This is a genomic window from Halanaerobium sp. DL-01, assembly GCF_003338615.1.
Classification (GTDB): domain Bacteria; phylum Bacillota; class Halanaerobiia; order Halanaerobiales; family Halanaerobiaceae; genus QPJE01.
In genome coordinates, this window is sequence record NZ_QPJN01000045.1 from 1 (window position 1) to 12146 (window position 12146).

Below are 12146 nucleotides of genomic sequence, written 5' to 3' on the forward strand. Positions count from 1 at the left end.
TTATTAGCTAAACATAATAATTGAAATTCAAAACCGTCTGCTATTTTCTCGGGGCAAGCCCACGAGGTTTGCTAGCAGACTATAACTTCTATCACCTTCTGACATTCTATCTGCTATTTTAACTTCTATATTATTACCAAGACAGGGTTTAATTTTTCCATCTGCAGTTAATCTCAATCTATTACAATTGGCACAGAAATTATTACTGATTGCAGAAATAAAGCCTATACTTCCTTTCGCTTCCTCTACTTTATAATATCTGGCCGGGCCACTGCCCTCAATTTGAGCTGAATAAAGATTAAATTTTTCTGAAATATATTCTTTTATTTTTTCACTGCTGTAGAATTTTTCTTCAGAAATATCAAAACCAAGCGGCATACAGTAAATACAGCGGAGATTGCAGCGGTCAGTTACTGAAATTCTTAAATGATTTATTTTCCTTCCAAATTTATCAATTAATTCTTTCATAAAATCAATCCCCATTCTGATATAATTTTATATTTTAATGACCATAAAAACAAAGTCTGGGCAAATCTGCCAGAACTGCCGCTCCTGCAATTGTATTTCCAAAAAAGTAATATTCTCTTTCATTGCTGTTCAATGTTTCTATTATATTATCTATTGAATTATTTACTACAGAAGATCCTGTGACAAGCACCAGATCTGACTCTTTAATAAGTTCTTCTGTATCAGTATTACCATTCCATATTTTAACACCATCTTTATATTCAGAGATCAATTTTGGATTTAAATCAGTCACTCTAACATTTTTAGATCCAAAAACTTTACTGCATTCTTCAGTTATTGCCGGCTGATAACCAATTATTCCAATATGCTCTGCATCACTATTTTTTTTAATCCATTTTACCATTTCCTGAGAACATTTATGTGGTTCCTGATCCCGGCAGTGTATAGTTTTTTCTGCCATATTTAAATGATTTAACACAGCATTAACAGTAGAAATAAAAAGTGCACGATGATAATTATTATTCAGTTTTAGATTAATAACATCTGAGATAGATCCATTAAATCTGCCAGGATGATCTGTAAAAGCCTGGCCAAAACTGCCCGAATAGTCTGCCTGTATCATGACTTCTCTGCCGATCAGCAGAGGAAAATCATCTCTGCCGGGATTACCTATAGCCTCTTCTGGAGAAAGACCCATTATTTCTATATCGATTTTTTCTTTTTCTATACTATAGTCTTTTATTATTTTAAAAAATTCATTTTTAGTTTTACTCAGTACATTCATATTATATCACTTCCATTTCCATAATATTAGTTTATTTTTCCAAAAGAACAATTTGGATACTGACAGACTTCACAGTGTCTGCAGAAACCTCCCAAACCAAGCTGAACAATATCTTCTCTGCTGATCTTCTCTCCGGCAAGTATTCTGGGATAAATAATATCAAAAACAGTAATTTTATAATAAAGAACACAGGCCGGCAGTCCTAAAACAGGAATATTGTCTAAATATGCCAGCATCAATTTATTCCCAGGCAGTACAGGAGCCCCATAACTTATTATTTCTGCTCCAGTAGCTCTTATACCAGAAGGTGTCAGATCATCAGGATCAACTGACATACCACCTCCTGTTATTAACAGTTCTGCACCTTTTTCTTTCAAATCCAATAAAGCATCTTTAATTAAATCTCTATTATCAGGAACAAAGGTAAAATCCAGCAGTTCTCCACCCCATCTATTTAATTTTCTTTTAATTGTAGGCACAAATTTATCTTCTATTCTCCCGTGATAAACTTCGTTTCCGGTAACAACCAGGCCTACTTTATAATTCTTAAATGGAGAAACCTCAAAAATATATTTATCAGCAGCCATATTTTCAATCTTTTTTATTATTTTTTCGCTGATAACAAGTGGGTTTATTCTGATTCCGGCTGCACTGTCTCCTTTTCTGACGGGGACTTTATTGTGTATTGATGTTATTAATACATCCTTAACATTATTTGCTTTTATCAGAAGTTCTTTGTTTATTTTCATTATACCGGAATAAGAAGCCTCCAATGTTACCTTACCTTCTTCCGGGCCAGCAAATGTAAATCCTTCACCACAGACAGCTTCTGCAATTCTCAAAGCTGCTTCATCTTCATGTAGATCATCTGGCTTTAGATCTATAATATATAGACTTTCTTTTCCCATATCTCTCAGCACCGAAATATCTTCTTCTTCCACCACATGACCTTTTTTAAATCTCGCTCCCTTGTATTCACCAGGAATAATTTGTGTCATATCATGTGCAATCGTTTCCCCCACAGCATTTTTTACAGTAATTTTTTTACAATTCATTAAGTTACCTCCAAATTTTTAATATTCACAACCAGTCTAAATATATACAATTACATGTCACCATTTAAAACTTTTATTTTCTTAAAGTTAAAAGTCAGCCAGGTAGTATCATTTTTGCTCAACTTCATGTTTTTATAAATATCTGCTGCCAGCTTTACTTTTATTTTTCTATCAACCATAAAGACACATTCAATATAAGTGGAATTTTTTTTAATTTCAATCAATTCTGCTTTAACTCTGTTAATATCAGGCCCGGGTGGTTTACGTTTAGATACATATATATCTTCAGGCAAAATCGCTATTTTCCTTATGCTTTTTTGGAGACTTGCAACAACAAAGTTTAACTTTCCACATTTTATCTCTTTTAAATACAGATTCAGTTCCTTACAGCTGCTGCAGATAAATATATTGGGTTCACCTATAAACTCAGTTACATTTTTGTTCTTCGGCTTAAAAAATACTCTGTCTGCTTTATCCACCTGTTCAATAACACCATTATTAATTACTGCTATCCTATCTGCCATTTCTTCTGCTTCAGAAAAATTGTGAGTTACATAAACGGTAGTTATATTCAATTTTCTCTGCAGCATTTTTATTTCCATTCTTAAATGTTTGGATATGCGGTAGTCCAGACTGCTCATCGGCTCATCCAGAAGCAATATGTCTGGAGAATATACTAAAGCTCTGGCCAGAGCAATTCTCTGTTTTTCTCCCCCACTTAAATTTTTAGAATATCGTTCTTTAATTTCAGTTATATTGAATAAATCTATTATATGTTCAACCTTTTCTTTAATCTCATCTTTAGAAAATCCCTTTGTTTTTAATCCATAAGCTATGTTATCATATACATTCAAATGTGGAAAAAGATTTATATTCTGGAAAAGATACCCGACATTTCTTTTCCCCGGCACTAAATTATTAACATTATTTTCTCCAAAATAGATTGAACCACTGTAGTCAACTATTCCTGCAATAGCTTTTAAAAGAGTTGTCTTACCTGAACCAGATGGACCCAGGAGAACCATTAATTCTCCATCTTTTATCGTAAAATTCATTTTCTTAAGACAAAATTCAGTTGAAAGATCCTTTATTTTGATATCAGGCATAATTTACCTCCACTGATCAGTAAATTTGGATTCTAAAAGAACTATTGTTTTTTCAAATAAAAAGCACATAAGTGACAGCAGCAGCAAACAGACTATAATTATGTCAACTCTTACAAGATTTTCTGCTTTCATCATTAAAGCTCCAATACCTGTTGGTATTGCGATCATTTCAGCTGCAATAACTACCCTCCAGGCCATTCCGGATTCTAATTTTAAACCGGTAAAAATACTCGGCAGAGCAAGTGGGATAATAATTGTAAATAGTATTTTTATTTCTGATGCCCCCAGAGTTCTGGCTGCATTTATTAAATTATTATCTACTCCTTTAATTCCAGCTATAGTATTATATACTATTGGAAAAAAACAGCATATAAATATTATAAGTACTGGAACCAGATTGTTTACTCCAAAAAATATTATAAAAAGTGGCAGCCAACCCAGGGCAGGTATTGGATAGGTCAAACTTATTATAAGACCTAAAAATTGATTAACATTTTCCTTCCAGCCCATCAAAATACCGACAACCAGACCCAAAAATGAACCAAGGAAAACTCCTGCTAAAACTCTTAATAAACTGCTGTAAAAATTTTTAATCAGTACTCCATTGATGGTTAAATAATAGAATTCTACTATTATTTCTTTAATTGAAGGTAAAAAGTTGTTTTCAAAGATTAAATTTAAAGATGCTGCACTTTCCCAGACTATAAAAAATATTAAAACAGGCACCAGTCCTTTTAAGTTATAATCAAATTTATTCATTATGCAGATACCTCAAATCTAATATTTCTTTTACATCAAATTTTTCTATATATCCTAAGTCTGACATATAATTAACAACACTCTGAACCTGATCTGCATCAATTTCTGTTGTGAATTCCAGCTCTTTTTCAATAGAATTTTTAATAATATCTGGAGTAATGCTGCTGTTTTTATTATTAACTTCCATTAAATATGATTCTCCACCTGCCTGAAGCGCCTCAGAAACTATAACAGAAGCTTCTTCAGGATTATCTTTTACAAATTGGATTGATCTTCTGTTAATTTCAACCAGCTTTTTGACCTGTTTGCTGTCTTTTTTTATTAAATCTTCTGTTACAACTAAAACACTACCCTGCATTTCAGGCCACAATTCTTTAGCATTTATTAATATTTTAAACCCCATTTTCTCTCCCATACTCGGATACTGTTCAGGCATAACACCAGCCTGAATCTTATTGTTTTTAATTGATAGTAGAATTTTGTTAGGACTCATTCTTCTAATATTTTTCATTACTTTTTCTTTGTTCAGATTTTTTTCTTCTATAAATTTATGTAACAAAAGATCTGCCGGACTTCCTTCACGAGGACAGCCGATTGCTATACCTTCTTTTTCCAGATCACTATCTATACTTATATACTCTGAGTTAACCAAAATTCCATATCCATATTTATGTGTTCCTGCTACTATTTTAATAGGAACTTTCCCATTGGCAAAAGCAGTAACTGCAGGAACAAGGCAGATATAAGCTGCATTTACATCTCCTCTGCTCAAAGCAGCTGACAGAGCCATTCCTGTTGAGTAAGTATCAAAAGAACTGATATTTAAATCATATTCTTCAAACCATCCTTTATTTTCAGCAACAAAAAAACTGGCTGCATGATCCATAAATTCAACTGCTATATTTATCGGTATATCTTCTGCAGCTGCCTTAAAATTAAGTGCTGGCATCATAAGAAATATTAACATGATAAAAATTAATGATTTTTTCATTATTACTCCCTCTTCCTTTTTTAAACGTTAATATTTGCTTTTTAAAAGCTTTTTAACAATTGCTGTGATATTCAAATAACACATGTTAATTATCCTATATCTTTAATTCTCATCTTTTGAGAAATATAAAACTGCTTCCAGAACCCCTCCACCAATGGCAAGAGCTTTTTCGGAAATAGTAAAACAGTATTCTTTTATATTCCTATTATCAATATCTCCAATTTTTTCGTGGTCTGCAACTTCAATACCCGGATAGATAATACCCCTTATTACTCCAGATATTTTTGCTTTTACTGGAATATAATCAACATATCCAAAAACTTCTCCTTTTTCAATTTTTTCTCCTATTTTTCTTTCACTCGTAAAGATACCTTCAGCAGGAGCACTTACAACTCTTTCTATGCTGTATCCAGGCACCTCACCCGGCTGTTTTTTATATGACATTGCCTCACCCTGATAAATTGCTCTTCCTAAATAGTGCCCGCGGTAGGTTTCAACAACAGCATTTACATTATCTCCAGTCTTAAACCCTGGACCCAAACCGATTACAATACTGGCTTCATCAATTTCTGTATTGTTTTTTCTCTTCATCATGCGTGCATCAACAACAATTTCTGGCTTCATTAATTTCTTAAAATCTTCCACATGACACCTGTTAAATACAGGTATAATCCCCTCTGACCATAATTTATTTATCTCATTAATATTATCTATATACACTGACTTAATTCCTTCAACCTCCCAGCTTCCTCTGTAAACACATTCTGCAAAAGAAACTGTCCTCCTGACAACAGTTGGGTTTTCAATTTCACTCATAGCTATATTAAAACCTGCTTTATACAGCCTGTAAGCAGTTCCTGAAGCTATATCTCCCGCCCCTTTGATTAAAACAATTTTTTCTCTGCAATTATTTTTACTGTTTTTATTCATACTTTCCTCCCTTTATACTTACAGAAGTATAACGAAAACAAAAAAATAAATTTCCCCCTACAGCAATAAAGAAAGCTCTTCTCCAATTCTTTTCATAGCTTTTGTAGCTTTATCTTTAATAAAAATATCTGTAATATAATTAGTATAATTCGATTTCTCAACATTAATCTCAATAATCTCTGTTCCATTATTTTTTGCAATAACAGGAATAGAAGATGCCGGCTGGACTTCTCCTGTAGTTCCAATTACTATAAATAAGTCTGCTTTTTCTGCTTCAGCAAATGATAATTCTTTTTCCTTCTCGGGTATTGCTTCTCCAAAAAAAACAAAATCAGGTTTTAAAATTTTACCACATCTTTCACATCTGGGTGGTAAATCTTCCAGAATTTCTTTATCGGCAGAATATCTGCTGCCGCATTTTGTGCAGACCAATTCTCTAGAATTACCGTGGAATTCAAATACTTTTTTACTGCCTGCTTTCTGATGTAAGTTGTCTATATTCTGTGTGACTACTGCTTTTACATAACCAACTTTTTCTAATTCAGCAATGACTTTATGGGCAGCATTTGGTTCTGCCCTACCAAAATAGTCATAAAAAATCTCTTTAATTTTAACCCAGCATTCTTCTGGATTATTATAAAAATTATTGAGATTCAGAATTCCTGGGTCATATTTACTCCACAGCCCATTTTCTCCTCTAAAAGGCGGCACACCACTTTCTACTGACACTCCTGCACCAGTAAATACTGTTGTGTGTGTTGAATTTTTAATTAAATCAGCTGCTTTTTTATATCTATCCATTTTGTTCACCTCATAACTATTATATAATTTTTATATCCTGGTTAAAAGGAGAAATTTTATATTTATTTATAAAATTGTTGAAATTTAAAGGGAAGGGGGGTGTCCAGGACCTTCCCTTTAAGATTTTTGACTTTAATATAATGGTAAATATTTTTTATATAATCAAATTACCATCTTCAATAATAGTTTTACCATCAATGATTAATGTTGGATTTTTAATTACTCCATCAATATGTAAATCCGAATTATTATTTCCTCCCATTGTAACATTGTCTCCAAATGCTATATGAACAGTATTTAATACTTTTTCTACTTCCAATAAACTGCTTGTAAGTACTGCTTTATCATTTGTGCCTATGCCAAGCTCTGCAATACACTTTGCATTTTTATCAGCATTATTGATAATATTTTCAAATTGTTGAGCTGCTTTTTCTCCTTCAATAGACAAAATTTTTCCTTTTTTAACTTCTATTTTCACTGGAGAATCAAGATTCTCAATACCTGCAATTGCACCATCAAATACTAATTTCCCATCTGCTGTATTTTCAACAGGAGCTGTATATGCCTCTCCGGCAGGAAGATTCCCAAAATCTCCTCTCTGAGTGATTTTACCTGTATCTGCAATTCCCTTTCTATTAGATATGGAAAATTCAATATCTGTACCTTTATCAGATATTAATTTGACATATTTACCATCATCCAATATTTCAGCGATTTTTATACTTAGTTCTTCAATTTTATTGTAATCTGTATTTAAAGTTCTCTCTAATATGTCCTCTGTTATACCAGGCATGCTTGCTACTCTGGTTCCTGCTTTACAGGCATTTCTGCGTGCATCTGTATGTGAAATAGATTTAGATGTAGGGGCAATAACAACGTCAGCTCCTGTCATTACATCTTCAATATACTTTGATAATTCTTCTCCGTCTTTTCCTTTTTCAGTCATCTCCAATAGATATACTTTATCTGTGAATTTTTTTCCAACATTAAATATTTTTTTAGCAATTTTATACCTTTTTTCATCTGTAATAATTAATACAGTTTCGTCTTTTCTAACTTTCATACATTCTGAAAAAATCTTTTTATATGCATTGTCCACAGTTATCACCTTTTCATTATTATTTATGTTCAATTACTCTGCCGTAATAAGGATCAAACTTCTTTTTTTCTGCTATATTCATTAATACCCAATATATTACTGATCCAGAAATCAAGGAATTTATAGCAGATATACCAAAATCTAAATTAAATCCAATTAAAGCTGACAATAATATTGTAATAAATGCCAGGAGGTTCCACTGCTTATATGTTGTATTCTGATCAAATGTATAGGTATCTTTTTTGTTCAGCAGATAATAATCAGCCATAATTATTCCCCCAATTGGTGGAATAAATGTTCCCAGAAAGTTTAAAAAAGGAACAAATAAATCTTCAATTCCAAAGGTTGCTATTACAGTAGCTGCAATACCAAGTACAAGTGAAACCTTATGTTTTGAAAAATTAAATACATTGGTAACTCCAAGTGAAGCCGAATATAAATTATTGTCATTACTGGTCCACTGAGCTAATATCACAATAAATAGTGGTGCTATTCCCATCTGCAGTGCTATCATCGCTGCCATAATTGTATCAGTCTGTACAGCTTTTGTCATTGTCATCCCAGCAAAATTTGCAAATGCAAATACAATCATAGCAATTCCTGTTGCAAGCCAGATATCTTTTTTGCTTTTGGCATAACGAGCTACATCTGGCTGCATTATTGCACCTATAATCCATCCTCCAATTACAATTGTTATTCCAGTTCCAAATCCAGCTGGATTTTTAGGTACTCTACTTATTATCTTACTTAAACCAACCTGATTAAATGCTACTATACTTCCCCAGAGACACATAATAAATATTAGCGGAGATGCTATAGAACTTAAAAATGAAAGTCCTTTATAACCTATTATTGCTGTCGTCATCATAACTAATCCACCCCAAAAAGCTGCTATATGAGGCTGGGTTAAAAAATAGTCCGGCCAAATTAAATTTATCGTTTCCCCAAAAAAACCGCACTGATATGCATACCACCCTGTTAATGATACTGTCCAGATTAAACCTATTATTTTAGATCCATCTCTACCAAATGAATGTCTGGCCAGTACAGAAAAACAAACTCCTGTTTCTGTACCAATTGCTCCTAATATTCCAGCTATTAAAAATAATACACAACAGCCTATTAGTATGGAAATTACTGCCCCTTTATATGTCAGCATTTGAGCCAGGGAAGCCCCTGTATATAATGTTGACATTGCTACTGCAAGTCCGGCAGTAACAACTGATAAATTATATAAAGTTCTTCTTTCACTCTGAGGAACCGGTTCAGTTGGATAGTCATAAAATTCACCGTTTTCTTTGCTCACTTTAGAAACCTCCATATACTTTTTTATTAATTATAAGCAGTAAGGAAAATTCCTTACTGCTTTATTATATTTTTAACTCAATTTAGCTTTTCAATTTCTGTATAGTCAATATCTTCAAAACCAAAATATTTTGGCCCAAGTACTTTTATTCCTTTTTCAGTTCTAAATTTGTCATTTCCTTTTACTCCTATTATAGTAACACTATCTCCGATATTAAGCTCACCATTAGTTACAGGTTCACCAGTATCAGTATTTAGTAATACAATAATATCAGGACTTGTGGCAATTACTTTATCATTTTTGTAGCAGATATGATTCTCGTTTTTAAACCAGATTTTAAATTCATCATTTTTAAATTTGTCTGTACCTTTAATATGTGTGGTACCCCAGTAATATCCATCTTTATCTTCATCATCTAATTTAGTTATCTTTCCTTTGCCGAGCTTCCATCCATTAAGCTCATCTATTAAACTACTAATAGGATTATCTGATTCTCTTATCAATTTACCCACTTTATAGCATTTAGAAAGAGAATTTTTAACTATGTATTTTTTCATCTCTTTTCCTGATAAAATAAATCCTGCCTGTCCTGCCAGTCCATAAGCTGCTGCACTAATAAGTTTTCCTATTCTTTCGACTATTCTAAAATTTATAGAATCTTTTATAATTGATACATTACCCCATTCATCAACACTGGAAATAGGCCAGATTTTTTTATTATCTAAAGCAGGAGTGGTCTGCAGAATTTCTGGAATTGCTCTGCCGACATAATCTCCATCTAAAGCCTGCATATTATTTGAAATACCAGCTGCTATAGCCCCAGGAGCATTGGAACCTCCCAGCTCTATTGGTACAACATAATCAATTTTTTTATCCATATAATTTTCCAATTCTTTTAAAGCTTTAGCCAGCATTTGCTTTTCATCATTAACTGAATTTTCCAATCCAAATTTTTTCATTTCTTTTTTTATTTTATCAGTTTTGGGAGCTATTGAGCCCATTAAAAATGGAGTGGCCACTACAGCATCATCTTCTATCTGATCTGGTGAAACAAGTTTTATCTCTTTCCCTTTGTTTAATTCAGACATTATAGATACAATACCGTTTTCCGGCAGTCCACCCCCACCTGTTCCAAAAAATGTACATCCTCTAACAAAATCTTCTACTTCCGTTTTAGTTTTTAGAATTAAATCACTCACACTAGACACTCCTTTTTAAAATAATATTGACAAAAGATAAATAACAAATATTTACCTGGTAAATTTACTAAAAAACAGCTCTGTGTTATAATTAAGTTGGTTAAACTTTTTATCGCAGGGCTGTTTTTCTATTTTTATTTACCAGGGTATAACTGTGTTTTCACCTCCCCATGTATAATTTTTTGATAACTATAGTATTGTCTGCTGGGGAAATTGGTGAATATAAGTATCATTAAGTACAAAAAAGCTGAATCTTCTGATGAATTTAGCTCTAAGCTCTCTTTTTATAGTGTGTTTAATTTCTTTAACTATTTTAATAATAACAAATTTTTATGTATAAATCAATAATTTTTATGTATAAATCTATAATATGAAAGGATTTTTTATGATAAAAAACAGATTATCTATTTTAATGGCTGAAAATGATATTAAAACTATGCTCGAATTGAGTAAAAAAACGGGTTTAGATAAAAACACAGTTTCGAACTGGTATAATCAAAAAGTAAGCAGATTTCCAGCCAATACTATAGAGGTCCTATGTAAATTTTTTGATTGTCAGGTAGGAGATTTATTGGTTTATATACCGGAAAATGAATAAAATTAAAAAACAGCCCTGTAAAGTTAAAAATCCTGCCGGAAAATTTCCAGCAGGTTCAAAATAAAAACCCCTCCCAGTATTTATTTTAGGAGAGGCTTTAATCATCTATGTTTATTCCGCTATTTTATTATTCAATTTATATATTTCTTTTTCATTTTCAATCTGTTTTACTGCGTAAAATGTCATGTCAGATTGAATCTTATCAAGTTGAGATTCGGTTTTTGTTCTAAATTCACTTAAACCACCAACCTGTTCAAATGTTGCATTTACTCTCTTTTCTATACGGGTCAGTGTTTCTTTGGTTTCAACTCTAAAACTATTAAACTCTCCCCGGAAGTTGGATAAATTAACTTCCAAACCATCAACTCTAGAATCTAGACCAGCAAATTTAGAATCAAGTTCATTTACTTTAGAGTCGAGTTTGTCGACTCTGGAATCAAGTTTATTTACCTTAGAGTCGAGTTTATCTACTCTGAAATCTAACTTATCTACTTTAGAATCAAGTTTATCTACTCTAGAATCTAATTTATCTACTTTAGAATCGAGTTTATCTACTCTAGAATCTAATTTATCTACTTTAGAATCGAGTTGATCGACTCTGGAATCTAATTTATCAAACTTAGAATCTAGTTTATCAAACTTAGAATCTAACTTATTAAATTTAGAGTCCAGATCTTCAATTTTTGAAAGGATCAAGTTTAATGCCTTATCTGCAGCCACCTCATTTTCACCCTCCTCCCCTCGTATTCTCCAAAAATCTTTAAATTTATTTGTATTTATTAGCTATCAATTCAATTATATTATTTAAAATATTAATATGCAAGGAACTCTAACATATTTCTTAACTCTAATTATAGTACATATATTTGTTTTAACACCTTTGAATATGTTGCTGTATATTTATTCTACTTTCTTTATTTTGTTACAGCAAATAACTACAGCGATATTCAAGGTAGTGATAGAAGTTATAGTCTGCTAGCAAACCTCGTGGGCTTGCCCCGAGAAAATAGCAGACGGTTTTGAATTTCAATTATTATGTTTAGCTAATAA

At 32.1% G+C, this 12146-nt stretch carries 13 protein-coding genes; 1 reads left to right on the forward strand and 12 read right to left on the reverse strand.

Translation table 11 applies throughout. The annotated features are described in order from the left end of the window. Window positions 1-27: 27 nt before the first annotated feature. The 11 genes from DER71_RS10980 to DER71_RS11030 all read right to left on the reverse strand — a co-directional run bounded on the left by DER71_RS10980 (window position 28) and on the right by DER71_RS11030 (window position 10498). Window positions 28-468 carry a hypothetical protein gene (locus DER71_RS10980; RefSeq protein WP_147267772.1) on the reverse strand — a complete coding sequence of 147 codons (441 nt, stop codon included), beginning with the start codon at window positions 466-468 and terminating at the stop codon, window positions 28-30. Window positions 469-502: 34 nt separating this feature from the next. After that, entirely contained in the window at window positions 503-1252 is a 750-nt protein-coding gene (locus DER71_RS10985; RefSeq protein ID WP_114458945.1) for a Rossmann-like domain-containing protein, read from the reverse strand. A gap of 26 nt (window positions 1253-1278) precedes the next feature. After that, a complete protein-coding gene (locus tag DER71_RS10990; protein WP_114458944.1) occupies window positions 1279-2307 on the reverse strand; it encodes a molybdopterin-binding protein in 1029 nt (342 codons plus the stop codon). A gap of 50 nt (window positions 2308-2357) precedes the next feature. Next, a complete protein-coding gene (locus DER71_RS10995) occupies window positions 2358-3413 on the reverse strand; it encodes an ABC transporter ATP-binding protein (protein WP_114458943.1) in 1056 nt (351 codons plus the stop codon). A 3-nt stretch (window positions 3414-3416) separates the two neighbouring features. After that, window positions 3417-4172: an ABC transporter permease gene (locus tag DER71_RS11000; protein ID WP_114458942.1), complete on the reverse strand. Its 756-nt coding sequence runs from the start codon at window positions 4170-4172 to the stop codon at window positions 3417-3419. Next, on the reverse strand, window positions 4165-5163 hold the full coding sequence (locus DER71_RS11005; RefSeq protein ID WP_114474631.1) for an ABC transporter substrate-binding protein: 999 nt from the start codon (window positions 5161-5163) through the stop codon (window positions 4165-4167). Before DER71_RS11005 ends, DER71_RS11000 begins: the two co-directional genes overlap by 8 nt. A gap of 102 nt (window positions 5164-5265) precedes the next feature. Then, a complete protein-coding gene (yqeB, locus tag DER71_RS11010) occupies window positions 5266-6093 on the reverse strand; it encodes a selenium-dependent molybdenum cofactor biosynthesis protein YqeB (RefSeq protein WP_114458940.1) in 828 nt (275 codons plus the stop codon). 57 nt (window positions 6094-6150) lie between these two features. After that, window positions 6151-6894 carry an NAD-dependent deacylase gene (locus DER71_RS11015; protein WP_114458939.1) on the reverse strand — a complete coding sequence of 248 codons (744 nt, stop codon included), beginning with the start codon at window positions 6892-6894 and terminating at the stop codon, window positions 6151-6153. 154 nt (window positions 6895-7048) lie between these two features. Further along, complete coding sequence (locus tag DER71_RS11020) at window positions 7049-8026, reverse strand: aminopeptidase (protein ID WP_233487062.1); 978 nt, start codon at window positions 8024-8026, stop codon at window positions 7049-7051. Next, window positions 8013-9299 (reverse strand): cytosine permease, encoded by a 1287-nt coding sequence (locus DER71_RS11025; RefSeq protein ID WP_158531768.1) that lies wholly within the window; start codon window positions 9297-9299, stop codon window positions 8013-8015. Before DER71_RS11025 ends, DER71_RS11020 begins: the two co-directional genes overlap by 14 nt. A gap of 77 nt (window positions 9300-9376) precedes the next feature. Continuing rightward, window positions 9377-10498 (reverse strand): DUF917 domain-containing protein, encoded by a 1122-nt coding sequence (locus DER71_RS11030; RefSeq protein ID WP_114458937.1) that lies wholly within the window; start codon window positions 10496-10498, stop codon window positions 9377-9379. Window positions 10499-10883: 385 nt separating this feature from the next. On the opposite strand from DER71_RS11030, the gene DER71_RS11035 reads away from it, so the two are divergent. Continuing rightward, entirely contained in the window at window positions 10884-11096 is a 213-nt protein-coding gene (locus tag DER71_RS11035) for a helix-turn-helix transcriptional regulator (protein ID WP_114458936.1), read from the forward strand. 111 nt (window positions 11097-11207) lie between these two features. On the opposite strand, the gene DER71_RS11040 is transcribed toward DER71_RS11035, so the two are convergent. After that, complete coding sequence (locus DER71_RS11040) at window positions 11208-11816, reverse strand: hypothetical protein (protein WP_199505620.1); 609 nt, start codon at window positions 11814-11816, stop codon at window positions 11208-11210. Between the last annotated feature and the right edge of the window lie 330 nt (window positions 11817-12146).